This window comes from Streptomyces sp. NPDC058758, assembly GCF_042746075.1.
Taxonomy (GTDB): domain Bacteria; phylum Actinomycetota; class Actinomycetes; order Streptomycetales; family Streptomycetaceae; genus Streptomyces.
This window is the reverse complement of record NZ_JBHYPS010000001.1, coordinates 588,383-613,627: the sequence shown is the minus strand read 5'-3', so window position 1 is coordinate 613,627 and position 25,245 is coordinate 588,383. Positions and strand designations below refer to the sequence as shown.

Below are 25,245 nucleotides of genomic sequence, written 5' to 3'. Positions count from 1 at the left end.
ACTTGGAAGATCCTCCGTGACTGCCGACTCAAAGGCGACGGAGTCCACCACGCCATGCTCGGCATCGCCCGGATGCACAACCTCGCCCTCGCCGGGTAGGTCAGCGGGCCGCACTCTGGCCAACCATGCCCGGGACGACTCGGAGATCATTTACGGGACAGCCCTTAGGGCCTGGCACTGACAACCCCCGTGGCGGCGGTTTCGGCTGGTCCGTGGCAGAACGCGGCTCGGCAGAAGGCATCGGCGGCCATGACCGCAGTGGCTGCCGGCGTGCTGCCGCCCGTCGCCGTCGAGTGCGGTCGGCTGACAGCCGGAGCCGACATATCAGTGGCGATGGATGACGGCGGTCGCACACGAGCTGCCGTGGCGGTGGTGACCAGCGTTGCCCCTGGTGAGAGCTTCTCTCGCACGAGCTTGCGAAGCAGGTGGTGGCGGTTCGGGGCCGGGCGGGGGCGCCGGGGGTGAAGGTTCTCGGTCGAGCGTGGCCGGGGGCCTTTGGCGTCCGTGTGCGAGATTGGCGGTCAGTCGGGAGGGGTGTGGATGGTGAGTGGGTTTCGGTTCGGTTGGGAGCTGGTCGGCGTGGGGGGTGTCACGTGTCGGATCGGCGACGGTGCTTCGGAGTACGAGGTGCATGCCGGGTACTGCACGGACGCCCTTGCCGATCTGCTGTACGCCGTGACGGGGCTCTACGGGGACTCGGACGGTGAGCGTTTCTCGTTCGATCGTGAGCCCATGGAGACGAGGTGGCTGCTTCGGCGGCGGGGGAGGGACGTGGCCGTCGACGTCTTCGAGTTTCCGGACGGGGGGACCAGCTGGGGGTCGGTCGACGAGACGGGCGGGGTTCTCCTCTGGAGTTCGGTCCAGCCTCGCGGGGTGCTGTGTCACGCCGTGGTGGAGGCGGCCGAGGGGGTTCTGCGGGAGCACGGGGAGGGCGGGTACCGGGAGAAGTGGGTGCGGCATCCGTTCCCTGTCGCCGCTCTGCAGGATCTGCGGCGCTTGCACCGGCGGGACGACGACTGCCGGCGGGAGGCGTGCCGGGGTGAGGGGTGACGTGGGGAGGGGTGACAGGGGATTTCGGGGGGTGTGAGGGTGAGGGAGGGGGTGGTGTGCGCCACAGGGAGGGGGCGGGGGGTGGTGGGGCGGGGGGAGGGGTGGTGGGGGCGTTTTCGGTGTTGGGGAGGGGTGCGGGGGGTCGGGAGGGCGGGGGAGCGGGGGGTTCGGGTGGGCGGGGCCGGGGGGTAAGTCGGTCGTGGGTGTCGGTGGGGGCGTTTAGGGTTGGGGTATGTCCGAGCACTTTTACACCGCTACCTCTCCCGTCGATCCCGCCGCCATCAACTGCCGCATCCGTGCCCTGTGGGCCTCGGGCGAGCTGACGGTCGAGGGTCGGGAGGAGTACGGGCGGCTGCTGGTGGCCTGGGAAGAGGCCGTGCGGGGCGAGCAGGAGCTCGCCGCTTGAGATGAGGATGACGGTCGGCCGGTCCGCCGGTCGGCCGGTCCGTGGGTTTGAGGAGCCCGCCCCTGGTCGGGGGCGGGCTTTCGCGCGTTCGGGGGCGGGTTACTTGATGACTTCGACCTTCTTGTCGCCCGCCGACTTCGCCGACGTCACCCACTTGACCGTGCCGGTCTCGCGGTCGCTGGCGTCGGTGGTCGTGGTGGCGGGGGCCGTGAGGACGGCGGCCAGGGCGGCGGCCGTGGTGGCGAGGAGGCCCATCGCGAGGCGGGGGCTGAGGGTGGCCGTCATGCTGACTCCCTGAGGGGTGTGGTGGGGTGGTGGTGACGGGGTGAACGTAGCGCGCTCGCCCGTTCGGGGGAACGGGGGCGCCGAGTTGACGGGGGCGGGCCGGGGTCGGTGTACTCCGGGGATGGTTGATGTGGGGGACGCGCCTGAAGTCGGGCCGTGCGGCGGGCACATGACGGCGCAGAAGTACGTCGAGACCCGGATGACGCAGTATCAGGAGTGGTACGACGTCAAGGCCGCGCGGATGAAGGCGATGCACCTGCGGATGCGGACGGTGTCCGTCGTCGGCGGGGCGCTCGTGCCGGTGTTCGTGAACCTGGACGCCGGGTTCGCGCGGGTCACCGCGACCGTGCTGAGCGTCGTCGTGGTCGCGGCGGTGTCGCTGGAGAGCGTCTACCGGTACCGGGAGCAGTGGAAGAACTACCGGTCCACCGAGCAGCTGCTCGGGCACGAGCGGGTGTACTTCGAGGCCCGGGTGGGGCCTTACCGGGAGCTGTCCGAGCGGGCGGCGTTCTCGCTGCTCGTCGCCCGGGTGGAGAAGGCCATCGCCAACGAGAACGCCGCCACCCTGAACGTGATGACGCTGGGCGGGCAGGTCTCCGCCGACCTTCAGGGGCAGGGGCAGGGGCAGGGGCGGGAGAGCCGGAGCGAGGTGCCGGGGGCCCGGGACGGCGGGAGCTAGGCGTCGAAGTCGTATTCCAGGATGTAGGACGAGGCGTCCAGGGTCATCTCGTTGAGCTCGACCGGGCGGCCCGGTTCCGTGAAGGCCGTGCGGCCGATCAGGACCACCGGAGTGCCCGGGGGGAGCGCGAGGCGGGTGGTCTCGTCGGCCGTCGGCATGCGGCAGCGGATCTCCTCGCGGAAGCGGGCCGGCCGGTGGCCCAGCTCGGCGAGGCGGGCGTAGGTGCCGCCGGGGCCCGTGTCGGGGCGGGTGATGGGGGTGTCGCGGACCAGGTCGGCGGAGAGGTACGAGACCGACAGCAGGACCGGCTTGTCGTCCAGGACGAAGCGGCGGCTGCGGACGCAGACCGGGGCGTCCGGCGCCAGGTCCAGCGCCCCCGCGACGCGGTCGCCCGCCGCCGTCTCCGACACCGCGATCTGGTCCACCACCAGCGCCCGGTCCTCCACCTCCGCCGCCCACACCGAACGGCCGCCCGCCCAGCCCTCGCCCGCGAGGCGCGGGATGCCCCGGCGGCGCAGCGGGCGGAAGGATCGGACGAAGACGCCGGCCCCCTTGCGGGCCTCGGTGAGGCCCTCGCCGCGGAGGACCGCGAGGGCCTGGCGGGCGGTCATCCGGGCCACCTCGTAGGTGGACATGAGGTCGTTCTCACCGGGGAGCCGGGCGCCCGGCGCGAAGTCGCCGGACTGGATCGCTGTTCTCAACTCATCTGCGATGCGCTGGTACTTGGGCCGACGAGTGCCGTCCTGGTCAGTCACGGGTGGACCACTCCCTTCGTCTGCGGGACACCCTAAGGGGCTCCCCGCGGCCAGGGTGCGCACGCGTGCGCCGTCCTGCCCTCGTGATCCATCCATCGGGGGACATCTCTAGAGATACGTTGACAGGGCGGGGTCTCCGCGTTTCCCTGGGTGTCCCCACGCAGCATTCGGGACCGGGACGGAGGGTGGCGTGCAACCTGTGCCCGAGGTCGGCGACCTCGTCCGCGACACCGCCACGGGGCGGGTCGGCTTTTTCGTGCGGAGCGTTTCCGGACGTTTCCTGATCCGCGCCGTCCACGGCGGGGCCGAGTGGGAGGCCGAGCCCGGCGAGGTCCAGCTCGCCACGCCGCTCCGGGAGCTCCGCGCCCGCGCAGCCGAGATCAACGCGCGCAGTCGGCGCGGTCTGAACTGATCCTGGCCGGATTCCGACGGTCGCCGTTCCGTTCTTCCGGTGTTCCGGTGTTCCGGTGTTCCGGTCTTCCGCCGTTTCGGTCTTCCGCCGTTTCGATGTTCCGGCGTTCCGTTCTTTCGGCGTTCCGGTCTTTCGGCGCCCCTGTGCCGGCGTTCCCGGCTCCGCCCCCCCCGGTCGCGGCGCCCCGGTCGTGCCCGCCCGGGCCCGTGTCCCCGGGCGTTGTCGGTGGGGCGGGTCACACTGGGGGCATGTGCCGCAGCATCAAGACGCTCCGTCCGCCCGTCCTGTCGCACGAGGCGACCCAGGACGACATCCGCGCCGCCGCGCTCCAGTACGTCCGCAAGGTCTCCGGCTTCCGCGCCCCCGCCGCGCACAACCGGGAGGTCTTCGACCGGGCCGTCGACGAGATCGCCGACGCCACCGCCAGACTCCTCGCCACCCTGGAGGTGAGGGGAGCGCACTCCCACCCGGTCAGGACGCCGGAGCGGGAGCCGCGCCCGGACGCCGTATGAGGTAGCCGGCCAGTCCGCCCGCGAGCAGCAGCGCCAGGGTCGACACCCCCGCGCTGAACCAGGTCGCGCCCAGCCACTGCCCGCCCAGCCAGCCGAGTCCCACGCTGTACGAGGCCCAGATCACCGCGGCCAGCGCGGACCAGGGCAGGAACTCCTCGGGGCGCCGCCCCGCCGCGCCCGCGCCCAGGGAGACCACCGAGCGGCCCGCGGGGGCGAAGCGGGCCAGGACCACGATCAGGCCGCCGCCCCGGGCGAGGGCGGTGCCGAGACGTTCCCGCGCCACCGTCAGGCGGCGCGAGCGGCCTATCGCCCGGTCCAGGCGCCGTCCGCCGCGCAGCGCGAGCCGGTACGCGAGGAGGTCGCCGAGCATCGAGGCCGCCGCCGCGGTGAGCAGCAGCGGCAGCAGGGAGGGGACGTCCGCGGGCGCGGTGGCCGTGCCGAGGGCGGCGGAGGCGGCCGTGGCGGCGGAGATCACCAGGAAGCCGCTCGGCAGCACGGGCAGGAAGACGTCGAGCAGGATCGACGTCGCCACCACCGGATAGATCCACGGGCCCGCGGTCAGCGACCTCAGCGAGCCCATGCTGTCGAGCAGATTCACAGGGCCAGAGCCTACGCGCCGCCGTCCCGGCCCCCGCCGGGTGGGTGCCGGCGGGGGCCGGGACGGCCGGCGCGCGTGGTGCGGGGGAGGGGCCGGGCGTCAGGCGGCGACCGGCGCGCCCTGCTTCTCCGTGCCGTGCTCGTGCTCGCCGCCGCGGGAGGCCCCCGCGTCCTTGCGGCCGAAGAGGGCGTCGAGCGCCAGGCCGCCCGGGCCGGTGAAGATCAGCAGGGCGAAGGCCCAGCAGAACAGGGCGGCCGGCTCGCCGCCGTTCTGGAGCGGGAAGAGGGCCTCCGACTGGTGGGCGGAGAAGTACGCGTACGCCATCGAGCCCGAGGCTATGAAGGCCGCCCCGCGCGTGCCGAGGCCGACGAGCACGAGCCCGCCGCAGACGAGCTGGATCACCGCCGCGTACCAGCCCGGCCAGGTGCCGGTGGGGACGCCGGACGCCGGGCCGCCGAGGACGCCGAAGAGCGAGGCGGCGCCGTGGCAGGCGAAGAGCAGGCCGACGACGGCCCGGAACAGGCCGAGCGCATAGGGCTGCGCCTGGTCGAGGCGGGTGGTCAGGGTGTTCATGGTGGGGGGGACTCCTTCGGCCGGCCCGTCCGGGGAGGGACGGGTGTGGGGGCTGGTACCGGAACCGGACGGCCTTCAGGTTAGGCATCCCTCACTAGTGCTTGCAAGTTCAACATTTACGCCACGAAGGCGCGCCCGCGGTCAGGGTGGCGCAGGTCTGGACCACAGGCGCGCCGATTTCACGCCGTTTTCACGCGGCGTCAGGAGGGGCTCGGTCAGCAGCCGTTGAGGACGGACTGGAGGGCGCTCTTCTCCGCCGAGTCGACGCTGAGGCCGTAGTGGTACTTCACGTGCACCCAGGCGCGGGCGTAGGTGCAGCGGTACGCGGTGCGCGGCGGCAGCCACTCGGCCGGGTCGAGGTCGCTCTTGGCCTGGTTGACGTTGTCGGTGACGGCTATGAGCTGCGGCCGGGTGAGGTCGTTGGCGAGCGCCTGGCGCTGGCTGGTGGTCCAGGAGCTGGCGCCCGAGCGCCAGGCTTCGGCGAGCGCGACGACGTGGTCGATGTCGAGGTCGGAGGCGGCCGTCCAGGTGGCGCCGTCGTACTGCGAGTACCAGCTGCCGCTGACGGAGGCGCAGGCGGAGTCGGTGACGACGTTCGAGCCGTCCCGCTTGAGGACGGTCTCGCGGGTGTTGCAGGCGCCGGACTGGGTGATCCAGTGCGGGAAGAGGTCGCGGCTGTAGCCGGTGAGGGAACCTTCCGCCTTGACCGTGAGGGCGGCGAGGTAGGTGCGGGCGGTGGCGGCGCTGACCGGGGTCGGCATCGCGGCCTGCGCGGAGGGCGCGGTGGTGACGAGGCCGGTGAGGGCGAGGGCGGCGGTGGAGGCGAGCACGGCGGCTCGACGCGCGTAGACCTTGCCGACGGGCATGGGGGACTCCCTTGATTCGGTGGGACCTTGGCGGTTCGGCCGGTCCCGTGCGGTACCGGGCGCGGCGCCCGGTCATCGTGGCGGCGCGAGGTTTCGCCGGGGGGTGCGCCAGGTAACAGAGTGGCGACATGGACACGTCACATCAAGGGGTGTGACGCATCCTGACGGAGCGCCAGATTCCGCCCGCGCGGAAGGGCTTCCCGTACCTGCCGCCTACCGCCTGCCGCCTGCCGCCTGCCGTCTGCCGTCTGCCGCTGGTCGTCCGCTGTCCGCTGTCTGTCACTGGCCGTCTGCCGTCTGCCGCCTGCCGTCTGCCGTCTGCTGCCTGCTGTCTGCCGCCTGCTGTCTGCTGCCCATCGCCCCCCGCGCCCGTCGCCGCGTGTTCCTCTCCCTCCCCGCACACACGACCGCGCGCGGCCGGATCGTCCGGCCGCGCGCGGTGGGGAGAGGGGAGGGGGGTGCTGGTGGTGAGGGGGCGGGTTCGGGAGGGTGGGGGATTACTCCGGTACGACTCCGAGGGTCATCGTCCCGTCCTCGTGCGTCTCCAGCAGCAGGCGGGTCAGGTCCGGCACGTGCACGTCCGGGGCGAAGGCCGCCGCGCGGGGGCCCACGCCGACCACGGGCATCCCGGCCGCCTTCGCGGCCCGGATGCCGGCCTCGGAGTCCTCGAAGGCCACGCACTCCGCCGGGGCCACGCCGAGTTCGGCGGCGCCCTTGAGGAAGCCCTCCGGGTCGGGCTTGCTCGCGCCGACCTGCTCGGCGGTCACCCGGGTCGCGGGCATCCGCAGGCCCGCCGCGCCCATCCGGGCCCGGGCGAGGGCCTCGTCCGCCGAGGTCACCAGGGCGTGCGGGAAGCCGGCGATGGCGTCCATGAAGGCGGGGGCGCCGGCCACCGGCACCACGCCGTCGACGTCGGCGGTCTCCTCGGCGAGCATCACGGCGTTGTCCGCGTGGTTCTCGGCCATCGGGCGGTCGGGGAGGAGGAGCGCCATCGTGGCGTAGCCCTGGCGGCCGTGCACGACCTTCAGCACCTCCCCGGCGTCCAGCCCCTGGCGGTCCGCCCAGCGGCGCCAGCAGCGCTCCACGACGGCGTCCGAGTTGACCAGGGTGCCGTCCATGTCGAGCAGGAGGGCGCGGGCGGTGAGCGTTGCCGGGGTGGCGGCCATGGGGTCTCCAGAGGGGTGGCGCGGAGAACGAAGCGGTCCCGCCCGCCGGTCAGGGAGTACGGGCGGGGCCACTTTGTTTTTTCACGATACAAAACCGGGGGCGGTCTTGGCCACCCGGTCCGCCGTGACCTCCGCCGGCCCCCGTCAGCCGTCCATGCGCTGGGTCTCCCGCTCCAGCGCACGCCGGGTGGACGAGCCGTACACGCCCTCGGGGTCCTTCTTGGGGTACAGCCAGCTCTGGAAGGTCGCCACGGCCTGCCTGACGTCCTCGTCGAACACCCCGTCGATCTCCCCGAGGTAGATCCACTTGAACCGCAGGCGCCGCTGGAGCTCCTCGACCTCAGGGCCCGTGTCGCCCACGCTCAGCGTCGCCCCCTCCGGCGCGTCCGTGTGCGAGGGGGTGGGCGGGGTGGTCGTCGGGGGCGCGGAGACCGCCGGCGGAGCCGCGGAAACGGCCGCGCCGCCGGTCGCGGACGGTGAAGCGGTGACCGACGGCGGGGCCGTCGACGCGGTCGCGGACGCGGACGCGGACGGGGAGGCCGTCGTGGCCGTCGGGGTCGGGGAGGAGGTCCGCGGCGAAGGCGTCCTCGAAGGGGTGCGGCTCGGCGTCGGGGCGGAGGAGGACGGGGACGGCTCCTCCGACACGGCGAGGTTCAGGGACGCGCTGGTGGTCACCTCGGGCACCAGCGCGCGGTCGTCGGGGTCCTCGCCGCCGAGCACCGCCGCGGCCAGCGCGGCCGTGCCCACCACGGCCGCCGCCGCGACGCCCGCGACCAGCGCGCCCCGCCGCTTGCGCGGCCGCTCCCGCCGTCCCCCGCCCGGCCCGGAGCCGCCGGCGCCCCCCGCGCCGCCGACCCCGCCGAGCAGCAGCGGCATGGTCTCGTGGGCCCCGCCCTCGGGGCCGTACCCCTCGGGGCCGTATCCCCCGGAGTCGTACGGTCCCGCGGCGGGCCCCTCCGAGCCGTACGCCGGTATCACCCGCGTCTGCCCCTCGTGGGCCCCGCCCCCGGCCCCGTACGCCTCCGCTCCATGGGCCCCGGCACCGTACGCCTGCGCCCCGTACGCCTCCGCTCCGTGGGCCCCGGCCCCGTGCACCCCGGCGTCGGCCCCTGCCCCGGCTCCCGCCCCCGTGCCCGGCCGCACCGCCCCCGGTCGTATCGCGCTCAGCTGCGCCGTCGGGGGGTCGGCCGCCTCGTCGTGGGCGTCCAGCGTCACGTACGGCCTGATCCGGAGCGGGTCGAAGTCCTCGGCCGCGGCCAGCTCCGCCGAACGGTCCGCCGCCCGGGCGCAGGCGCAGCCCGGTCTCTGACCACCGCATTCAGGACATGCGTGTCCGGTCATGATGTGTCCCCTCCCCAACGCAACTGGCAGTGATTATGCAGGCGAGCCCCTGCCGACGGGTGAACGCGTGCGCCCCTCCGCAGGCCATATCCGGACATTCGACTCAGGATGGAGAGCACGCCCGGGGACGCGAGCAGCGAGAGCCCGAGCAGCGGGACGAGCAGCGAGACGCGCAGGGAGACGCCATGGCCCAGGAGACCAGCCCGCCGCAGCCCGGCGGGGAGCCCGTGTCCGCTCCCCTGCCCGGCGAGGGGCAGAGCCGGCGCACCGTCCTCGTCGCGATCGGCGCGCTGCTGCTCGGCATGCTGCTCGCCGCCCTCGACCAGACGATCGTCTCCACCGCCCTGCCCACGATCGTCAGCGAGCTCGGCGGCATGGAGCACCTCTCCTGGGTGGTCACCGCCTACATGCTGGCCTCCACGGCCGCGACCCCCCTGTGGGGCAAGCTGGGCGACCAGTACGGGCGCAAGAAGCTCTTCCAGGCGGCGATCGTCCTCTTCCTCATCGGGTCCGCCCTCTGCGGCATCGCCCAGAACATGCCGCAGCTCATCGCCTTCCGCGCCCTCCAGGGCCTCGGCGGCGGCGGGCTCATGGTGCTGTCGATGGCGATCGTCGGGGACCTCGTCTCACCCCGGGAGCGCGGCAAGTACCAAGGGCTCTTCGGCGCCGTCTTCGGCGCCACCAGCGTCCTCGGCCCGCTGCTCGGCGGGTTCTTCACCGAGCACCTCTCCTGGCGCTGGGTCTTCTACATCAACCTCCCCATCGGCGTCGTCGCCCTCTTCGTCATCGCCGCCGTCCTCCACATCCCGGTCCGCTCCACCCGCCACACCATCGACTACCTCGGCACCTTCCTCATCGCCTCGGTCGCCACCTGCCTGGTCCTGGTCGCCTCCCTCGGCGGCACCACCTGGGACTGGGACTCGCCGCAGATCATCGGGATCGCGCTGCTGGGCGCGGTGCTCCTCGTCTGGTTCGTGTACGTCGAACGGCGGGCCGCCGAACCCGTCCTCCCCCTCAAACTGTTCCGGATCCGGACCTTCACCCTGGTCTCGGTCATCAGCTTCGTCGTCGGCTTCGCGATGTTCGGCGCGATGACCTACCTGCCGACCTTCCTCCAGGTCGTCCAGGGCGTCAGCCCCACCATGTCCGGCGTCCACATGCTGCCGATGGTCGTCGGCATGCTGCTCACCTCCACCGCCTCCGGCCAGATCGTGTCGAGGACCGGCCGCTGGAAGGTCTTCCCCGTCACCGGCACCGCCGTCACCGCGATCGGCCTGCTCCTCCTCCACCGGCTGACCGAGACCAGCTCCACCTGGGAGATGAGCGCGTACTTCTTCGTCTTCGGCGCCGGACTCGGTCTCGTCATGCAGGTCCTCGTCCTCGTCGTGCAGAACGCCGTCGGCTACGAGGACCTCGGCGTCGCCACCTCCGGGGCCACCTTCTTCCGCTCCATCGGCGCGTCCTTCGGCGTCGCCGTCTTCGGCACCGTCTTCACCAGCCGGCTCACCCACAAACTGGAGGACGTCTTCGCCCGGGCCGCCCAGGCCGGCACGGAGCTGCCGCCCGGCACCGGCCCCGGGCAGGTCGCCGCCGACCCGCGCGCCATCGGCGGACTCCCGGCCGAACTGCGGCCCGAGGTCCTCCACGCCTACGCCACCTCCATCACCGACGTCTTCCTGTACGCCGCGCCGGTCGTCCTCGTCGCCTTCGTCGTCGCCTGGTTCCTCAAGGAGGACCCGCTGCGCGCCTCCGTGACCGCGCCCGACACCAGCCAGACCCTCGCCTCCAACCCGGTCGAGCGCTCGTCGTACGAGGAGGCCGCCCGCGCCCTGTCGGTGCTCGGCTCCCGCGAGGGCCGCAAGGAGGTCTACGAGACGATCACCGCCCGCGCCGGGCTCGACCTGCGGCCCGCCTCCAGCTGGCTGCTGCTGCGCATCCGCCGCCACGGCGCCGTCGAACCCGGGCGGCTCGCCGAGGCCGCGCCCGTGCCGCTGCGCGTCATCACCGACGCGGCCCGCGAGGTCGAGGAGCGGCGGCTCGCCCGGCGCGAAGGGAACCAGCTGGTCCTCACCGAGGACGGCGTCGTCCTCGCCGGACGGCTCGCCCGGGCCCGCGAGGAGTCCCTCGCCGCGCTCCTCGGCGACTGGTGGGGGCCCGACCGCCCCACCGACCTCGTGCGGCTGGTCGAGGAGCTCAACGCCGAGCTGTGCGGCTCCGACGCGGAACGGCCCCGCGCCCCCGAACCGCCCCGCGACCACCGCGCCTGACGGACGGGGGCGCGACCCGCGCCCCGGGAAACCGGGACGGAGGCCGGGATGCCGGAAGCTCAGGACCGGCTGCGGCAGGACCGGCTGCGGCAGGACCGGTCGCGGCAGGACCGGCCGCGGCCCGGACCGGTGGGCGACGCGAACGCCGTCCTCGACGCCGTCGTCCGGAACGGCCGACCCGGTCCGGCGGGCGGCTCACAGCTCCTTTCCGTACCAGATCTCCATGTACGGCCCCGAGCAGTACGCCGGGATCTCGTCGTAGCCGTGCCGCACGTACAGGGCCCGCGCCTCGACCAGGTCGAGGCGGGTGTTGAGCACCATGCGGCGGGCGCCGAGCGCGCGGGCGGCCCGCTCCAGGCCGTCCACGAGCAGGTCGGCGCCGCCGAGGCCGCGGAAGGCGTGCCGGACGAACACCCGGGTCAGCTCGGCCCGTCCGCCGTCGAGCAGCGTGATCCCGCCGCACGCGGCGGGCTTCCCGCCGTACCGCCCGACCAGGAACTCCCCGGCGGGCGGGGCGAGGAGCTCCAGTCCCTCGTCGATCATCTCCTGGTCGTACTCGTCCTCGGCCAGCACCCGCCGGTAGTAGCGGCCCGCGACGTCGCCGAAGTAGTCGCGGCGGAGCGAGGTGGCGTCCGGGGTGTCGACGCGCTCGGGGGAGAAGATCCAGCTCATGCGGGTCATTGTGCGACCCGCACGCCCGTCTCCGCCGCCGGATTACTTGGGCGAGGCCTGCTGCACGACCTCGAAGGACCACAGCGTGGACCCGCTGGCGGCCGGCTTCGGCCGCTCGCCGCCGCCCTCGCCGCCCGCGGTGCCCTGGTGGGCGGCCTTCATGGAGCCGTTCATCCAGTTCCGGAAGTCCTCCTCGCTCCGCCAGCGGGTGTACACCAGGTACTGGTCGGTGCCCTCCAGCGGACGCAGCAGCTCGAACCACTCGAACCCGTCGGACCCCTCCACGGCCCCGGCCCGCGACGCGAACCGCCGCTCCAGCACCTCCCGCTGCTCGGCGGGCACGGTCAGGACGTTGATCTTCACGATGCTCATGAGGGGCAGGATATGACCGCCCCTCCCCTCCGTCCTCCGGGCGGGCGCCGTCCGGGCCGGGCCGGGAGCGGCGGCTAGGCGGTCACGCGGGCGATGAGGAGGCCGTCGTGGCCCTTGGCGCCGACGGTCTGGAGGGCGGTCGCGTCCAGGCGGGGCTCGTGGGCGACGAGGTCGAACATCGCGCGGGTGCCGGTGATCGCGGGGTCCGACGGGTCCTCGACCGCGACGCGGCCGCCGCGGACGACGTTGTCGACGACGATCAGGGTGCCGGGGCGGGAGAGCTTCAGGGCCCAGGTCACGTAGTGCGGGTTGTTGGCCTTGTCGGCGTCGACGAAGACCAGGTCGAAGGGGCCGGCGCCCTCCTCCTCCAGGAGCTGGAGGGTGTCCAGGGCGGGGCCGGTGCGGACCTCGACGCGGTCGGCCAGGCCCGCGCGGGCGAGGTTGCCGCGGGCCACCTCGGCGTGCCGGGGGTCGTACTCCAGGGTGGTCAGGCGGCCGTCGGCGGGCAGGGCGCGGGCCAGCCAGATGGTGCTGTAGCCGCCGAGCGTGCCGATCTCCAGGATGCGGCGGGCGCCCTGGACCTGGGCGAGGAGGTTCAGGAGCTTGCCCTGGTTGGGGGCGACGGCGATCTCGGGGAGGCCGGCCGCCGCGCTGTCGGCCAGCGCGGCGGTCAGGGCATCGTCGGCGGGGACCAGCAGGTCGGTGACGTACGCGTCGACGTCGTTCCACTGAGGGTTCGTCATGGGGCCGACGGTACCCGGCGGCGCCTCGCCCGTGCGGCCGAGAGCGCGGCCGCCACGGCGAGTGCCGCGCCGGCCGCCGTGACCAGCAGCCAGGCGGGGACGCCGCCGACGGTCAGCAGCCGGTCCCGGTAGACCACCTGGCGGTAGGGGGTGTCGGCGACCGTGCGCAGGACGTGGTCGCCGGAGATCCGGGAGGGGGCCGGGAAGCGCTGTTCGAGGACGGTGAGGTGGGTCGGCGCGCCGCCGGTGAGGGCGGCCACCGGGCCCTGCGGGCGGTCGAGGCGGCCGGAGAAGGTGACTTCGGGGCGCTCGCCGCCGATCGCCGAGCGGGGCTCCATGCGGTGGGCGGCGAGGACGGACAGGCCGAGGGTCTGCGGGGTGGCGGCGAGCCGGGAGAGCCGCATGGGGTAGACGAGTTCGGTGGAGGCGAAGGCGATGCGGAGCGGGGTCAGCTCGCCGTACAGGCGCTCGCCCCGCTTCTCCGGGGCGAGGCGGACGGCGACGTACTCCCACTTCCGGTCGACGTACGGCCGGAGTTCGGGGGTGAGCCGGTCGGGGAGTTCGAAGCCGTTGGTCCGCAGCCAGGTGCCGAGGGCCTCGGGGTCGGTGGCGGTGAGGCGGGCCACGTCGAAGGGGCCGAGCCGCTCGCGGCCGACGACGCCGACGGCGCCGCCGGGGGCCGCGCCGGACACGGCCCCGTCGCCGAAGTCGGTGTCGAAGGGCCAGTCGTCCTCGCGGGGCCAGAAGTAGGAGCGGTCGCGCTGCTCGGGCGCGGAGAGTTCCTCGATCGCGTCGAAGAGTTCCGGGTCGCCGAGGGTGACGTCGGCGCGGTGCGGCACGGGCATGACCCAGGCGGCCTGCCGGGCGTCGCCGTGGACGCGGAAGCGCATGACGACGGTCTCGTTCCGGCCGTCCCAGTGGACGGCGGACTCCTCCCGGTCGACGCCGATCCGCTCCGACCTGTGCGTGATCATGGCGCCGCAGCCGCAGGCCCAGGCGGGCGCGACGAGCGAGCCGAGCTGGAGCGCGAGCAGCGCGACGAGTGTGGCCAGGATTCTGTGTGTGGTCCCCCGCATGTCCGGTCGGACGTGCGGGGGAGGGTTCCGGTTCCCCGTCAGGACGCGGTGCGGACCCGCAGCTCCTTGACGCCGTTGAGCCAGGCGGCCCGCAGCCGGCGCGGTGCGGCGACGAGGGTGAGGTCCGGCAGGACGTCGGCGACGGCGTCGAAGATCAGCTCGATCTCCTTCACGGCGAGGGCCTTGCCGAGGCAGAAGTGGGGGCCGCCGCCGCCGAAGCCCAGGTGGGGGTTGGGGTCGCGGGTGATGTCGAAGGCCTCCGGGTTCTCGAAGACCTCGGGGTCGTGGTTGGCGGAGGAGTAGAAGAGGCCGACCCGGTCGCCCTTCTTGATCTTCTGGCCGCCGATCTCGGTGTCCTGGGTGGCGGTGCGCTGGAAGGAGACCACGGGGGTCGCCCAGCGGACGATCTCCTCGGCGGTGGGCGCGGGGCGCTCCCGCTTGTAGAGCTCCCACTGGTCGGGGTGGGTCAGGAAGGCGTGCATGCCGTGGCTGATCGCGTTGCGGGTGGTTTCGTTGCCGGCGACGGCGAGCAGGAGGACGAAGAACCCGAACTCGTCGGAGGAGAGGTTGCCTTGGCCCTCGGCGGCGACGAGCTGGGACACGATGTCCTTGGCGGGGCACTCCTTGCGCGCCGCGGCCATGTTCATCGCGTAGCCGATGAGCTCCATGGCGGCCTCGACGCCGACCTCCTCGGTGATGGCGTACTCGGGATCGTCGTACGCCACCATCTTGTTGGACCAGTCGAAGATCCGGGAGCGGTCCTCCTGGGGAACGCCGATGAGTTCGGCGATGGCCTGGAGGGGCAGCTCGACGGCGATCCTGGTGACGAAGTCGAAGGTGCCGTCGGGGTCCTCGGCGGCGGTGGCCCGCGCCTCCTCGGCGATGGCCCGGGCGCGGGTGCGCAGGACGGTCTCCAGGCCGCGGATCGCGCGCGGGGTGAAGCCGCGCTGGACGATCTGGCGGACCCGGGTGTGCTCCGGCGGGTCCATGTTCAGCATGATCAGCTTCTGGACGTCGATCTGTTCGCGCCCGATGTGCTCGTTGAAGCGGATCACGGCGGTGTTCTCGTGCGAGGAGAACAGCTCGGGGTGGGTGGAGACGTACTTGACGTCCGCGTGGCGGGTGACGGCCCAGTACCCCTCGTCGTCGAAGCCGGTGACGCCGCGCGGCTGGGGGCACCACCAGACCGGGGCGGTCCGCCGCAGCTCCGCGAACTCGGGGAGGGGGACGCGGCTGCGCAGCAGGTCGGGGTCGGTGGCGTCGAATCCTTCGGGGAGGTGGGGGCAGGGCATCGGCAACACGCTCCAATATCTGATGGGCCATCAGAAGTTGCCGGGAAAGTTAGTAACGAGTTCTACAAGTGGCAAGAGGCGCGGGCCGATTGCGCCCCCGTACGCCCCTGGAACCCGGGCCGGCCGCCGAACTGCTGCCGCCCGGACCCTTGCGTACCGGCGGTAGCAGTCATAAGACTTCCCTCAGAACTAGAACGCGTACTAGTTCTCCCGTGACGCCGACCGGCGGGTGCCGGGACACCCCGTCCGGTCGAGGAGAGGACGAGCTCATGGCCGCGGAACCCGTCATCGTCGAAGCCGTACGCACCCCCATCGGCAAGCGCGGAGGCGCGCTCGCCAACCTCCATCCCGCCTACCTCCTGGGCGAGACCTACCGCGAACTCCTCGGCCGCACCGGCATCCCCGCCGACTGCGTCGAACAGATCGTCGGCGGCACGGTCACCCACGCCGGCGAGCAGTCCATGAACCCCGCCCGCACCGCCTGGCTCACCATGGGCCTGCCCTACGAGACCGCCGCCACCACGGTCGACGCCCAGTGCGGCTCCTCGCAGCAGGCGAGCCACATGGTCGCGAACATGATCGCGGCCGGCGTCATCGACGTCGGCATCTCCTGCGGCGTCGAGGCCATGTCCCGCGTTCCGCTCGGCTCCGGCTCCAAGCACGGCCCCGGCAAGCCCTTCCCCGACGAGTGGAACGTCGACCTGCCCAACCAGTTCGAGGCCGCCGAGCGCATCGCCCGCCGCCGCGGCCTGACCCGCGAGCGCGTCGACTCCCTCGGCGTCATCTCCCAGGAGCGGGCCGCCGCGGCCTGGTCCGAGGAGCGCTTCAAGCGCGAGACCTTCGCCGTCCAGGTCCCGACCACCGAGGCGGAGCAGCACGCGGGCCAGGGCATGTGGCGGCTGGTCGACCGCGACGAGGGGCTGCGCGACACCAGCATGGAGGGCCTCGCCCGGCTCAAGCCGGTCATGCCCACCGCCGTGCACACCGCCGGCAACTCCTCCCAGATCTCCGACGGTGCCTCCGCCGTGATGTGGGCCTCCAAGCGCATGGCCCGCGCGCTCAAGCTGCGCCCCCGCGCCCGGATCGTCGCCCAGGCCCTGGTCGGCGCCGACCCCCACTACCACCTCGACGGGCCCATCGACGCGACCCGCGCGGTCCTCGGCAAGGCCGGCATGTCGCTGCGGGACATCGACGTGGTCGAGATCAACGAGGCCTTCGCCTCGGTCGTCCTCAGCTGGGCGCAGGAGTTCGACGGGGAACTCGACGGCCTGGAGAAGGTCAACGTCAACGGCGGCGCCATCGCCCTCGGCCACCCCGTCGGCGCGACCGGCGCCCGCCTGATCACCACCGCCCTGCACGAGCTGGAGCGCACCGACAAGGAGTTCGCGCTGGTCACGATGTGCGCCGGCGGCGCGCTCGCCACGGGGACGATCATCCAGCGCCTGTAGCCGGCGCCACGAGACCTGGCAGGGGTGCCCGGGAAACCGCGGGGCCCCGTCCCTCCGCACGGAGGGACGGGGCCCCGCGCCCGTGACGGGGAACCGCCGGCGGGACGCCCGCGTCCCCGGGGGTACCGATCGGGAGGGGGACGCATGAGCACGCGCGGGATCACACCGGGCAGGGCCTGGTTACCGGCCGTCGTCGGCTGTGTGCTGCTGGCGGGGTGCGCGCAGGAGGCCGCGCCCCGGGGGCGTACCGAGCGGGAGACGGCCGACGCCTACGTCCGGGCGCTGAACGCGCGGGACGTCGACGCCCTCGTGCGGCTCGGGCCGCCGGGGTACGAGGAGGTCGAGGCGGACGCCCGGGAGGTGATCGCCGCCGAGGGCGGTCGCGGCCTGGAGGTCGACGGGGTCGAGGTGTCGCACGAGTTCGGTGACGACGTGGCGAGCACGCGGCTCACCGGCGAGGCGCGGGACGGCGGCGGCTTCACCACGTACGTCCAGATGTCCCGCCACGACGGCACCTGGGCGGTGGTGCTCGGGCACGCGCCGGGCGCGGGCGGCGGCGGTGCGAGCCCGGCGGCCACCCGGACCCCCTGACCGGGCGCCTCGTGCCCCGGAGACGCCGCAGGCCCCGCCCCTCCGTGAGGAGGGCGGGGCCTTGCGGGTGCGCGGGGCGGCGTGGTGACTCTTAGTACCAGCCGTTGGCCTGCCAGAACGCCCAGGCGGCGTTCGGGGAGCCGTAGCGCTCGTTCATGTAGTTGAGGCCCCACTTGATCTGGGTGGCCGGGTTGGTCTTCCAGTCGGAGCCGGCCGAGGACATCTTCGAGCCGGGCAGGGCCTGGACGAGGCCGTAGGCGCCGGAGGAGGAGTTGGTGGCCTTGAAGTTCCAGCCGGACTCGTGCGAGACGATCTTGCTGAAGGAGGCGTACTGCGAGGCGGGAACGATGTCGCGGGCGAGCTCCTGCGGGCTGGCGGCCGAGGCCGAGCCCGTCGTGCCGAGCACCGCACCCGAGGCGCCGAGCAGCACGGCTGCGGTGGCGGCGAAGGACTTCTTGCGGGCGGCGGCACGAGTGGTGATCGAGCGGAACAAAACGTCTACCTAACGTCGGGGACTGGGGTGGCGCCGGGCTCGTACGGCCGTTTCCGACCGTTTTCGGCAAGCCGGAACCAGAGTCCGGGGGAACCCGGGTTCTGGGGGGAACCGGCCTGCCGCGGTGCTTCGCTGAGCACCTGCTGCCTGGCGACGTCCACTACACAAACAAATCCCCGGAGCCGGTGCAACGACCCCCTGTACGAGGAAGGTTCGGACTCGGCCCGCTGGGGCGGGGGTCCCCGGGGCGGGCGTTTTTGCAGGTCATCGACGCTGATGGGCGTTTTGTTCGGCTCGTCCGGTTCTACTATTTCCGTTCGTACGTGACCTGGGTCCTATGAGGCGCCTCACCCGGAGACCCCTCTCCGGCCCCCTCGAATGTGACCCGGGCCTCGAAGTTCGCCCGCCGCGTGGCCCTCCGCAGCGCCCGCAGCAGGGGTCCGCCGACCGTCAGCGTCAGGACCACGGTGAGCGCGGCCCGGCCGAGGTCCCAGCCGAGGGAGGTGGCCAGCACGTACGCCGTGAAGCGCACCAGGTTGTCGCCGACCGGCGCGCCCGGCGCGAACGAGACCGCCTGGGCCATGCCGCCGACCGTCACCCAGCCGTACAGGTTGGTGACCGTGCCGTACGCGAACGCCGCCACGAAGCCGTACCCGGCCAGCACCAGCCGCTCCGGCAGCCCCCGCAGCCCCGCCGGCAGCAGGCCCGCGCCCATCGCGAACCAGCCCATCGCCAGCATCTGCGTCGGCATCCACGGGCCCACCCCGCCCGTGAGCAGCGCCGAGGCGAACATCGTCACCGCGCCGAGCACGAAGCCGAAGCCCGGGCCCAGGACCCGGCCGCTCAGCACCATCAGGAAGAACATCGGCTCCAGGCCGGCCGTGCCCGCCCCCAGCGGGCGCAGCGCCGCCCCCACCGCGGCCAGCACCCCCAGCATCGCCACCGCCTTCGCGTCCATCCCGCAGTCCGCGATCGTCGCCACGACGACGGCGATGAGGAGCGGCAGGATCAGCGCGAAGAGCCAGGGCGCGTCGGCGGCGTGGTCGGTGACGGCCGACCCGGCGTCCGCGAACAGCGGCCAGCAGATGCCGGCCAGCCCGACGAGGGAGACCAGGACGAGGGCGGCGACGGAGCGCGGGCCGAGCCGGATCGGATGGGTCCTCACGCGCGCAGCGCCCCTTCCACCTGCTCGACCGTGAGCCACGGCTCGGGCGCCAGGACCTTGGCGACCTGCGGGGCGAAGGCCGGGGAGGAGACGACGACCTCGGCCGTCGGGCCGTCCGCGACCACCTCGCCGCCCGCGACGATCACCACCCGGTCCACCAGCTCCGCCGCGAGCTCCACGTCGTGCGTGGCCAGCACGATCGCGTGCCCCGCGGCGGCGAGCGCCCGCAGCCGGGCGACCAGCCGGGCCTTCGCCGCGTAGTCCAGGCCCCGGGTCGGCTCGTCGAGGAGGACCAGCGGCGGCGCGGCCGTCAGCACCACGGCGAGCGCGAGCGCCAGCCGCTGCCCCTCGGACAGGTCCCGGGGGTGGGTCGTGCCGGCCACCCCCGGCACCAGCTCCGCCACCAGCGCTCGGCAGGTCCCCGGGGCGGCGCCCGCGTCCGCGTCGGCGGCGGCGCACTCCCCGGCGACGGTCTCCGCGTACAGCAGGTCCCTCGGCTCCTGCGGGACCAGGCCCACCCGGCGGATCAGGTCGCGGGGGGCGGTGGTGTGCGGGACCAGTCCCGAGACGCGGACGGACCCGGAGGTGGGGGCGATCATGCCGACGAGCGTGGAGAGCAGCGTGGACTTGCCCGCGCCGTTGCGGCCCATGAGGGCGATGACCTCGCCCGGGCCGACCCGGAGGTCGATCCCGCGCAGCGCCTCGACGCGGCCGCGGCGGACGGCGAGCCGGTCGACGGCGACGAGGGGGGCGTCCGTGGGGGGTGCGGAGGTGAGGGCGGGTGCGGGTGCGGAGGTGGGTGCGGGTGCGCGGCGCCTGCGGAAGAGGGATCTTCCCCCACCCCGCCCCTTCCCGGAACCAGGGGCTCCGCCCCCGGACCCCCGCGCCTCAAACGCCGGCGGGGCTGAGATGCGGGGCTCGGCTTCGGGCCCCTGCGCCTCGGATGTCGGCGGGGCCGGGATGTGGGGCTCGGTCCCGGGCTTCCGCGCCTCGGATGTCGGCGGGGTCGGGTCCGGTTCGTGCGGCGTTCGGGGTCCCGCAGGGTGTTGTCCGGCGAGCCGGGCCTTCAGGGCGGGGGCGCGCCGTCGGGCGTCCCGCACCGTCAGGGGCAGCGGGGCCCAGTCGGCCAGCCGGCCGAGCGCGACCACCGGCGGATGGACGGGGGAGACGGCCATGATCTCCGCCGGGGTGCCGAGGACGGCCTCGGGCAGCAGCAGGACCCGGTCCGCGTACTGCACGACCCGCTCCAGGCGGTGCTCGGCCATGAGGACCGTCGTGCCCAGGTCGTGGACGAGCCGCTGGAGCACCGCGAGGACGTCCTCGGCGGCCGACGGGTCGAGCGCGGAGGTCGGCTCGTCGAGGACGAGGACCTTGGGGTGGGTGGTCAGCACGGAGCCGATCGCCACCCGCTGCTGCTGCCCGCCGGAGAGCGTCGCGATGGGCCGGTCGCGCAGCTCGGCGAGGCCCAGCAGGTCGAGGGTCTCCTCGACGCGGCGGCGCATCACCGCCGGGGCGAGGCCCAGGGACTCCATGCCGTAGGCGAGCTCGTCCTCGACGGTGTCGGTGACGAAGTGGGCGAGCGGGTCCTGCCCGACCGTGCCGACCAGGTCGGCCAGCTCGCGCGGGTGGTGCGTGCGGGTGTCCCGTCCGTCGACGGTGACCCGGCCCCGCAGCGTCCCGCCGGTGAAGTGCGGCACCAGCCCGGAGACCGCCCCGAGCAGGGTCGACTTGCCGACCCCGGAGGGGCCGACCAGCAGCACCAGCTCCCCCTCCGGCACCGTGAGGTCCACGTCCCGCAGGGTGGGCCCGGCGGCGTCCTCGTACGTCACCGAGACGTTCTCGAAGCGGATCACGCGGACGGCTCCTCACGGGCGGGCGGGGCGGGCGGTACGGGGGCGACGACGGCGGGCAGCAGGCCGGGGAGGACCGACAGGGCCGGCCACAGCGGCAGCTCGGGGGCGGTGAGGGGGACGACCCCGGGGTGCAGGGCGTCCGGGGCGTGGGCGTTGGCCCGGATCATGAGGACGGCCACCGCGATGCCGGAGGCGGCGACCAGCCAGGAGCGGGGGCCGAAGCGGTCGGGACGGTAGCGGGTGCGGACGCTGCGCCGGCCGCCGAGGCGGAGCCCGGCGACGGCCGCGAGGAGTCCGGCGGCGAGCAGCGGCAGCCCGTACCCGGCGCCCTGGGCGGCGAGCAGCCCGTACGAGCCGGCGCAGACCCCGAGCAGGCCGCCGAGGGTCAGGACGTTCGTGGTGCGGCGGACGGCCGGCGGGACGTGGGCGGTGCGGCCGTAGCCCCGCGCGTCCATCGACGCGGCGACGGCGACCGAGCGCTCCAGCGCCCCCTCCAGGACCGGCAGCCCGATCCGGAGGACCGCCCGCACCCCGCCCGTGGGCCGGCCGCGCAGCCGCCGGGCGGTGCGGAGCCGGGCCACGTCCGCGACCAGGTGCGGCGCGAAGGTCATCGCCACGACGACGGCGACCCCGGCCTCGTACAGCGCCCCGGGCAGCGATTTCAGCAGCCGCGCCGGGTTGGCGAGCGCGTTCGCCGCGCCCACGCAGATCAGCAGGGCGGCCAGTTTGAGGCCGTCGTAGAGCGCGAAGACCAGTTGCTCCGCGGTGACCCGGCCGCCGATCCGGATGCCCTGCGCCCAGTCCGGCAGCGGCAGCTCGGGCAGCGTGAAGAGCTCGTGGGCGCCGGGGACGGGGGAGCCGAGGACCACCGAGAAGACGATCCGCAGGCCGACGACGAACAGTCCGAGCTTGACGAAGGCGCCGTACGAGCGGGCCCAGGGCGCGTCGGTGCGGCGCGCCGCGACCACGTATCCGGCGACGCCGACGACCAGGCCGAGCAGCAGCGGGTTGGTGGTACGGGAGGCGGCGACGGCGAGCCCGAGGGCCCACAGCCACCAGGCGCCCGGGTGCAGCGCGTTCCCCCGGTCGGCCACGGGCGCCAGGAGCCGCGCCCGCCACCCGCCCCGGAGCGCCGCACCGGAACCGGAACCGGAGCCGGCATGGGAACCGAAGTCCGCGCCGGGGCCGGAGCCGGGGCCGGAGCCGGGGTCGGCGGCGGGCCGGAGCGCTCGTGCGCGCCGGGGTCCGGTCGGGGCGGCGGTGGCGTCCGCCGGGGTCTCGCTCGCCCGGGTCATGCGCGGCGGCGGGACTTCCAGACGGCCGCGGCGCCGAGGGCGAGGACGGCGCCGCCGCCGACGAGGAGGCCGAGCGACGGGCCGCCGCCGTCCCCCTCGGCCGCCTTCGGGGCAGCGGAGGCGGCGAAGTCGGGCCCGTCCGCGACCGCCTCGCCGCAGCCCCGCGCCGGGTAGCCGGCGATGCCGCAGAGCATGGCGGAGCTGTCGTAGCGGAGCGGCTTCACGACGGCCGCGAGGGCGTCCGCGCCGGTGCCGTTCTCGGCGACGCGGGCGCAGCCCGTCGTCGGGACGCCCTTCGGCGGGGCCTCGCCCTCGGGGGCGTCCTTCCGGGTGCCGAAGTCGACGACGACCGCGATCCGCTTGGTCCCGGCCGTCTTCCCGACGCCCGCGCAGACCGCCGCGAAGTCGGGCGCCGCGGTCGGCCTCGTCGCGTCGGCGGAGTCCTCGCTCAGCGCGAAGCGGAAGCCGATGGCGTCGCCGTCGGCGGGCCGGGCGGTGGCCGGGCCCTGGGTGGCGTACGTCCACTTCCCGGCGTCGGACTCCCAGAACGACCAGTAGCGGTAGCCCGCCGCGTGGGCGGGGGCCGCCGCGCCGAGGGCGAGCAGCAGCCCGGCCGTGCCGGCGGCGAGCGCCCCGGCGGCGGGACGGCGGCGCGTCACTTCTTGCGGCCGCTCAGGAGGAAGCCGATGCCGACGCCGACGACCATGCCGATGCCGATGATCCACCAGACGTCGAAGCCGAGGAGGGAGTCCTCGTCCTCGTCCTCGGTGGAGGCGGCGGAGGTGTCGGGGGTCTTCGGGGCGGGACCGGTCGCGTTCAGCGCCTCGACCAGGTCGACCTTGCCGAACTCGCGCGGGTCGGCCTCCATCGCGCGGGCGGCGAGGATCAGCTGGGCGTAGGCGGCGGGACCGGACTCCTTCGCCCAGGGGGCGGCGTTCTGCTCCAGCCACTGGAGCGCGGGCTCCGCGAGGCGGGCGGTGCCGGCGGCGGCGAGGGCGACGACGGCGTCGGCGGTGTTGCCGAAGTCCGGCTTCGGCTCGGTCTCGGTGGCGCCCGGCAGCGGCGGGGTGGTCAGGTGGCCGGTCTGCACGAGCGCCTTGGCCAGGTAGGAGGCGCCGTTGAGGGCGGCCCGCTCGACGGTCGGCTCGGACAGGTCGACGCAGGTCGGGGCCTGCGGCGGGGTGGCCTTCACGGCCGTGATGCCCTTGCCGAGCCCGGCGAGGGTGGCGGCGGCGGTCGCGTCGGCGTTGGCGAGCAGCTTGCCCGCCTTGTCGGGCTGGTAGGCGAAGGCGCCCGGCCCCTCGTCGTCGGCGCAGGGCAGCGCGAGCGCGAGCAGCGCGTCGTACGGGGTGCGGCCCTCGGCCGAGGTGTACGAGCCGGGCTTGACGCCCGAGGCGGCGAGCGCGCTGACGACGAGGGAGGTGGAGTTGGCGTCGCTGGGGCCGCCGGGGGTGTAGCTCCAGCCGCCGTCCTTGTTCTGCACGCCGCGCAGCCAGCCGTAGCCGGACTTCACCGCGGTGTCGATCTTCGTCGGGTCGGCGGCCTCGCGGCGGACCGCGCCGAGCGCCTGGAGGGCGACGGCGGTGGCGTTGGAGTCCCGCGTCGTCGTGGCGTCGCAGGGCTTCGCGGTGTCCGGGCGGTAGGAGGCGAAGGAGCCGTCGGCGCACTGCTGGCCGAGCAGCCAGTCCACGGCCTGGTCGGCCGGCTGGTAGCCGGTGGCGCGCTGGGCGAGGAAGGCGAGGGACTGGCGCCAGACGCCGTCGTACGTCGGGTCGCTCGTGCCGTACAGACCGGGCGGGAGCGCGGCGGCGGAGGCGCTCGGAGAGGGCGCGGCGGAGGCCGTGCCGGTCGCGGCGGTGCTGAGCACGGCCGCCGCCGCGGTGAGCGCGGCGGCGGCGCGACGGACGCTGATCATGGTTGCCTCTCGTGCGGGCACCGGACTCCGGTTCCCCGCGCGGGGCCCGCGTCCGGCGCCGTATTCCTCGACGGTGCCGGCGCTCACGTCCCGGGGCAGGGCGTTCCGGCTCCGTGCCTCGGGGCACGTCACGGTTGCGGGTCAGCGCCGGAGTCGCACCGGCTTTCCCCCGCTCGGGCATGAAGACGACCGGGCCACTGTACCGGCCCGCGCAGGCCGCGCCCCGGGGGTGCGAGCCGCGTCACACCGCCGCGCACGTCGCGGGCCGGGGCCCCTCACACCGCCACGTACGCCGCGGGCCGGGGCCCCTCACACCGCCACGTACGCCACCGGCTCCGTCCCCGTCACGGCCTCCGCGCGGCCCAGCTTCACCAGGCGGCGGAGGTGGGCCTCGGCCTCGCTGACGGCGATGTTGCGGGAGCCGTAGGGGATCCGGTCCCAGGGCCGGTTCCACTCCATCCGCTCCGCGAGCTGCCACGGGGTGAGCGGGGTGGCGAGGAGGGCGAGGAGCCCGGTGAGCCGGTCCTCGTGGTGGTCGAGGAGTTCGCGGACCCGGCCGGCGGCGTCGGGGAAGGCGTGCTGGTGGGCGGGGAGCACCTCGGCGACGCCGATCCGGCCGATCCGCTCCAGGGAGTCGAGGTAGTCGCCGAGGGGGTCCGTCACCGTCGCGTCGTCGGGGTCCTCGTAGAGGCCGATGTGCGGGGAGATGCCGGGGAGGAGGTGGTCGCCGGAGAAGAGCCGGCCGTGGCCGGGGAGTCCCGCCGGGTGCTCCTCCTCCAGGTGGAGGCAGACGTGGCCGGGGGTGTGGCCGGGGGTCCACACGGCGCGGAGCCGGCGGCCCGCGAGGTCGAGGAGTTCGCCGGGGACGATCTCCCGGTCGGGGAGGGCGGCGCCGAGGCCGGGCAGGGTGCGCATCCGGCCGCCGGAGCGGGCGGCGCGCAGCGGGGCGAGGTGGTCCTCGGGGGCGCCGGCGGCGGCGAGCTTGCGGGCGAGGTAGTCGAGCCAGGTGCCGGGGTCGGACTCGCGGGTGCGGCGGACGACGGCGGTGTCGGCGGCGTGCATGGCGATCCAGGCCCCGGACTCCTCCCTGACCCGGCCGGACAGGCCGTGGTGGTCGGGGTGGTGGTGGGTGATGACGACGCCGTGGACGTCCCGCACCCCGATCCCCAGCGCGCCGAGCCCGTCGGTCAGTTCGCTCCAGGAGGCGGGGTCGTCCCAGCCGGTGTCGACGAGGACGGGGCCGCGGCCGGTGTCGAGGACGTGGACCAGGGTGTGGCCCAGCGGGTTGTCAGGGATGGGCACCCGCAGCGACCAGACGCCGCCGCCGTGTTCGGTCACCTGCGTCATGAGCGTCCTCGTCTCTGCGTACCGGTACGACCATTGCCCACTATAACTAGAACTGATATCAGTTCTGAGACAC

The 25,245-nt window shown here is 74.3% G+C and carries 27 protein-coding genes, 1 pseudogene and 1 riboswitch; of the genes and pseudogenes, 9 read left to right on the top strand and 19 right to left on the bottom strand.

All coding sequences use genetic code 11. The features are described from left to right. From ACFW6A_RS02825 to ACFW6A_RS02815, 3 genes and pseudogenes are all read left to right on the top strand, one after another. Positions 1–99, top strand: a pseudogene (locus ACFW6A_RS02825) (IS5/IS1182 family transposase); the annotation flags it as partial. 441 nt (positions 100–540) lie between these two features. Continuing rightward, a complete protein-coding gene (locus ACFW6A_RS02820; protein ID WP_351853137.1) occupies positions 541–1,050 on the top strand; it encodes a hypothetical protein in 510 nt (169 codons plus the stop codon). A gap of 232 nt (positions 1,051–1,282) precedes the next feature. Continuing rightward, on the top strand, positions 1,283–1,456 hold the full coding sequence (locus tag ACFW6A_RS02815) for a hypothetical protein (RefSeq protein WP_351856551.1): 174 nt from the start codon (positions 1,283–1,285) through the stop codon (positions 1,454–1,456). 99 nt (positions 1,457–1,555) lie between these two features. Here the strand turns inward: ACFW6A_RS02815 and ACFW6A_RS02810 are convergent, their stop codons facing one another. Continuing rightward, the gene (locus tag ACFW6A_RS02810) at positions 1,556–1,741 is read right to left on the bottom strand and encodes a hypothetical protein (protein ID WP_351856549.1); all 186 of its coding nucleotides are present in this window, start codon (positions 1,739–1,741) and stop codon (positions 1,556–1,558) included. Between the two features lie 169 nt (positions 1,742–1,910). On the opposite strand from ACFW6A_RS02810, the gene ACFW6A_RS02805 reads away from it, so the two are divergent. Next, positions 1,911–2,420: a DUF4231 domain-containing protein gene (locus tag ACFW6A_RS02805; protein ID WP_351856547.1), complete on the top strand. Its 510-nt coding sequence runs from the start codon at positions 1,911–1,913 to the stop codon at positions 2,418–2,420. Here the strand turns inward: ACFW6A_RS02805 and ACFW6A_RS02800 are convergent. Beyond that, entirely contained in the window at positions 2,417–3,175 is a 759-nt protein-coding gene (locus ACFW6A_RS02800) for a GntR family transcriptional regulator (RefSeq protein ID WP_351856545.1), read from the bottom strand. The genes ACFW6A_RS02805 and ACFW6A_RS02800 overlap by 4 nt on opposite strands. Positions 3,176–3,365: 190 nt before the next feature. Between ACFW6A_RS02800 and ACFW6A_RS02795 the strand changes: the two genes are divergently transcribed. Further along, the gene (locus tag ACFW6A_RS02795) at positions 3,366–3,587 is read left to right on the top strand and encodes a hypothetical protein (protein ID WP_351101107.1); all 222 of its coding nucleotides are present in this window, start codon (positions 3,366–3,368) and stop codon (positions 3,585–3,587) included. 248 nt (positions 3,588–3,835) lie between these two features. Then, positions 3,836–4,099 carry a DUF2277 domain-containing protein gene (locus ACFW6A_RS02790; RefSeq protein ID WP_351856543.1) on the top strand — a complete coding sequence of 88 codons (264 nt, stop codon included), beginning with the start codon at positions 3,836–3,838 and terminating at the stop codon, positions 4,097–4,099. Here ACFW6A_RS02790 and ACFW6A_RS02785 read toward each other — a convergent pair. The 5 genes from ACFW6A_RS02785 to ACFW6A_RS02765 form a co-directional block, all read right to left on the bottom strand. Next, positions 4,059–4,691, bottom strand: coding sequence for a VTT domain-containing protein (locus ACFW6A_RS02785; protein ID WP_351856555.1), 633 nt, complete (start codon positions 4,689–4,691; stop codon positions 4,059–4,061). The genes ACFW6A_RS02790 and ACFW6A_RS02785 overlap by 41 nt on opposite strands. Positions 4,692–4,796: 105 nt before the next feature. Further along, positions 4,797–5,261: a DoxX family protein gene (locus tag ACFW6A_RS02780; protein ID WP_351856553.1), complete on the bottom strand. Its 465-nt coding sequence runs from the start codon at positions 5,259–5,261 to the stop codon at positions 4,797–4,799. A 224-nt stretch (positions 5,262–5,485) separates the two neighbouring features. Then, positions 5,486–6,136, bottom strand: a complete 651-nt coding sequence (locus tag ACFW6A_RS02775; RefSeq protein ID WP_351856541.1) for an HNH endonuclease family protein — start codon at positions 6,134–6,136, stop codon at positions 5,486–5,488. A 497-nt stretch (positions 6,137–6,633) separates the two neighbouring features. Then, positions 6,634–7,302, bottom strand: coding sequence for an HAD-IA family hydrolase (locus ACFW6A_RS02770; RefSeq protein WP_351856539.1), 669 nt, complete (start codon positions 7,300–7,302; stop codon positions 6,634–6,636). 144 nt (positions 7,303–7,446) lie between these two features. Beyond that, complete coding sequence (locus ACFW6A_RS02765; RefSeq protein ID WP_386638308.1) at positions 7,447–8,643, bottom strand: peptidoglycan-binding protein; 1,197 nt, start codon at positions 8,641–8,643, stop codon at positions 7,447–7,449. A gap of 185 nt (positions 8,644–8,828) precedes the next feature. On the opposite strand from ACFW6A_RS02765, the gene ACFW6A_RS02760 reads away from it, so the two are divergent. Continuing rightward, positions 8,829–10,910, top strand: a complete 2,082-nt coding sequence (locus ACFW6A_RS02760) for an MFS transporter (protein ID WP_351856535.1) — start codon at positions 8,829–8,831, stop codon at positions 10,908–10,910. A gap of 195 nt (positions 10,911–11,105) precedes the next feature. Here ACFW6A_RS02760 and ACFW6A_RS02755 read toward each other — a convergent pair whose 3' ends face one another. The 5 genes from ACFW6A_RS02755 to ACFW6A_RS02735 all read right to left on the bottom strand — a co-directional run bounded on the left by ACFW6A_RS02755 (position 11,106) and on the right by ACFW6A_RS02735 (position 15,065). Next, positions 11,106–11,591, bottom strand: coding sequence for a GNAT family N-acetyltransferase (locus ACFW6A_RS02755; RefSeq protein WP_351856533.1), 486 nt, complete (start codon positions 11,589–11,591; stop codon positions 11,106–11,108). Between the two features lie 33 nt (positions 11,592–11,624). Beyond that, a complete protein-coding gene (locus ACFW6A_RS02750) occupies positions 11,625–11,954 on the bottom strand; it encodes an antibiotic biosynthesis monooxygenase family protein (protein ID WP_386486322.1) in 330 nt (109 codons plus the stop codon). A gap of 74 nt (positions 11,955–12,028) precedes the next feature. Next, positions 12,029–12,697: an O-methyltransferase gene (locus tag ACFW6A_RS02745; RefSeq protein WP_386638304.1), complete on the bottom strand. Its 669-nt coding sequence runs from the start codon at positions 12,695–12,697 to the stop codon at positions 12,029–12,031. Beyond that, positions 12,694–13,773, bottom strand: a complete 1,080-nt coding sequence (locus tag ACFW6A_RS02740; RefSeq protein ID WP_386638301.1) for a DUF2330 domain-containing protein — start codon at positions 13,771–13,773, stop codon at positions 12,694–12,696. The genes ACFW6A_RS02745 and ACFW6A_RS02740 overlap by 4 nt, the downstream gene beginning before the upstream one ends. A 38-nt stretch (positions 13,774–13,811) precedes the next feature. After that, positions 13,812–15,065 (bottom strand): cytochrome P450, encoded by a 1,254-nt coding sequence (locus ACFW6A_RS02735; RefSeq protein ID WP_351856525.1) that lies wholly within the window; start codon positions 15,063–15,065, stop codon positions 13,812–13,814. A 269-nt stretch (positions 15,066–15,334) separates the two neighbouring features. Between ACFW6A_RS02735 and ACFW6A_RS02730 the strand changes: the two genes are divergently transcribed. Continuing rightward, positions 15,335–16,513, top strand: a complete 1,179-nt coding sequence (locus ACFW6A_RS02730) for a steroid 3-ketoacyl-CoA thiolase (protein WP_351856523.1) — start codon at positions 15,335–15,337, stop codon at positions 16,511–16,513. Positions 16,514–16,657: 144 nt separating this feature from the next. Next, positions 16,658–17,104: a hypothetical protein gene (locus ACFW6A_RS02725; RefSeq protein ID WP_386481181.1), complete on the top strand. Its 447-nt coding sequence runs from the start codon at positions 16,658–16,660 to the stop codon at positions 17,102–17,104. 91 nt (positions 17,105–17,195) lie between these two features. Here the strand turns inward: ACFW6A_RS02725 and ACFW6A_RS02720 are convergent, their stop codons facing one another. The 7 genes from ACFW6A_RS02720 to ACFW6A_RS02690 form a co-directional block, all read right to left on the bottom strand. After that, positions 17,196–17,597, bottom strand: coding sequence for a transglycosylase SLT domain-containing protein (locus ACFW6A_RS02720; protein ID WP_351853299.1), 402 nt, complete (start codon positions 17,595–17,597; stop codon positions 17,196–17,198). 307 nt (positions 17,598–17,904) lie between these two features. Further along, entirely contained in the window at positions 17,905–18,762 is an 858-nt protein-coding gene (locus tag ACFW6A_RS02715; RefSeq protein WP_386481178.1) for an ECF transporter S component, read from the bottom strand. After that, the gene (locus ACFW6A_RS02710; RefSeq protein ID WP_386638296.1) at positions 18,759–20,615 is read right to left on the bottom strand and encodes an ATP-binding cassette domain-containing protein; all 1,857 of its coding nucleotides are present in this window, start codon (positions 20,613–20,615) and stop codon (positions 18,759–18,761) included. The genes ACFW6A_RS02715 and ACFW6A_RS02710 overlap by 4 nt, the downstream gene beginning before the upstream one ends. Then, positions 20,612–21,910, bottom strand: coding sequence for an energy-coupling factor transporter transmembrane protein EcfT (locus ACFW6A_RS02705; RefSeq protein ID WP_386638293.1), 1,299 nt, complete (start codon positions 21,908–21,910; stop codon positions 20,612–20,614). Before ACFW6A_RS02705 ends, ACFW6A_RS02710 begins: the two co-directional genes overlap by 4 nt. After that, complete coding sequence (locus ACFW6A_RS02700; protein WP_386481170.1) at positions 21,907–22,569, bottom strand: SCO2322 family protein; 663 nt, start codon at positions 22,567–22,569, stop codon at positions 21,907–21,909. Before ACFW6A_RS02700 ends, ACFW6A_RS02705 begins: the two co-directional genes overlap by 4 nt. Then, a complete protein-coding gene (locus ACFW6A_RS02695) occupies positions 22,566–23,825 on the bottom strand; it encodes a prenyltransferase/squalene oxidase repeat-containing protein (RefSeq protein ID WP_351853287.1) in 1,260 nt (419 codons plus the stop codon). Before ACFW6A_RS02695 ends, ACFW6A_RS02700 begins: the two co-directional genes overlap by 4 nt. Positions 23,826–23,923: 98 nt before the next feature. After that, positions 23,924–23,994, bottom strand: a riboswitch (cobalamin riboswitch). A gap of 140 nt (positions 23,995–24,134) precedes the next feature. Further along, complete coding sequence (locus ACFW6A_RS02690; RefSeq protein ID WP_351853284.1) at positions 24,135–25,172, bottom strand: MBL fold metallo-hydrolase; 1,038 nt, start codon at positions 25,170–25,172, stop codon at positions 24,135–24,137. Between the last annotated feature and the right edge of the window lie 73 nt (positions 25,173–25,245).

Coding starts and splice junctions, on each gene's coding strand:
- ACFW6A_RS02820 (WP_351853137.1), top strand. CDS start 541: ATGGTGAGTGGGTTTCGGTTCGGTTGGGAGCTGGTCGGCGTGGGGGGT.
- ACFW6A_RS02815 (WP_351856551.1), top strand. CDS start 1,283: ATGTCCGAGCACTTTTACACCGCTACCTCTCCCGTCGATCCCGCCGCC.
- ACFW6A_RS02810 (WP_351856549.1), bottom strand. CDS start 1,741: ATGACGGCCACCCTCAGCCCCCGCCTCGCGATGGGCCTCCTCGCCACC.
- ACFW6A_RS02805 (WP_351856547.1), top strand. CDS start 1,911: ATGACGGCGCAGAAGTACGTCGAGACCCGGATGACGCAGTATCAGGAG.
- ACFW6A_RS02790 (WP_351856543.1), top strand. CDS start 3,836: ATGTGCCGCAGCATCAAGACGCTCCGTCCGCCCGTCCTGTCGCACGAG.
- ACFW6A_RS02775 (WP_351856541.1), bottom strand. CDS start 6,136: ATGCCCGTCGGCAAGGTCTACGCGCGTCGAGCCGCCGTGCTCGCCTCC.
- ACFW6A_RS02770 (WP_351856539.1), bottom strand. CDS start 7,302: ATGGCCGCCACCCCGGCAACGCTCACCGCCCGCGCCCTCCTGCTCGAC.
- ACFW6A_RS02765 (WP_386638308.1), bottom strand. CDS start 8,643: ATGACCGGACACGCATGTCCTGAATGCGGTGGTCAGAGACCGGGCTGC.
- ACFW6A_RS02760 (WP_351856535.1), top strand. CDS start 8,829: ATGGCCCAGGAGACCAGCCCGCCGCAGCCCGGCGGGGAGCCCGTGTCC.
- ACFW6A_RS02755 (WP_351856533.1), bottom strand. CDS start 11,591: ATGACCCGCATGAGCTGGATCTTCTCCCCCGAGCGCGTCGACACCCCG.
- ACFW6A_RS02750 (WP_386486322.1), bottom strand. CDS start 11,954: ATGAGCATCGTGAAGATCAACGTCCTGACCGTGCCCGCCGAGCAGCGG.
- ACFW6A_RS02745 (WP_386638304.1), bottom strand. CDS start 12,697: ATGACGAACCCTCAGTGGAACGACGTCGACGCGTACGTCACCGACCTG.
- ACFW6A_RS02740 (WP_386638301.1), bottom strand. CDS start 13,773: ATGCGGGGGACCACACACAGAATCCTGGCCACACTCGTCGCGCTGCTC.
- ACFW6A_RS02735 (WP_351856525.1), bottom strand. CDS start 15,065: ATGCCCTGCCCCCACCTCCCCGAAGGATTCGACGCCACCGACCCCGAC.
- ACFW6A_RS02730 (WP_351856523.1), top strand. CDS start 15,335: ATGGCCGCGGAACCCGTCATCGTCGAAGCCGTACGCACCCCCATCGGC.
- ACFW6A_RS02725 (WP_386481181.1), top strand. CDS start 16,658: ATGAGCACGCGCGGGATCACACCGGGCAGGGCCTGGTTACCGGCCGTC.
- ACFW6A_RS02705 (WP_386638293.1), bottom strand. CDS start 21,910: ATGACCCGGGCGAGCGAGACCCCGGCGGACGCCACCGCCGCCCCGACC.
- ACFW6A_RS02695 (WP_351853287.1), bottom strand. CDS start 23,825: ATGATCAGCGTCCGTCGCGCCGCCGCCGCGCTCACCGCGGCGGCGGCC.
- ACFW6A_RS02690 (WP_351853284.1), bottom strand. CDS start 25,172: ATGACGCAGGTGACCGAACACGGCGGCGGCGTCTGGTCGCTGCGGGTG.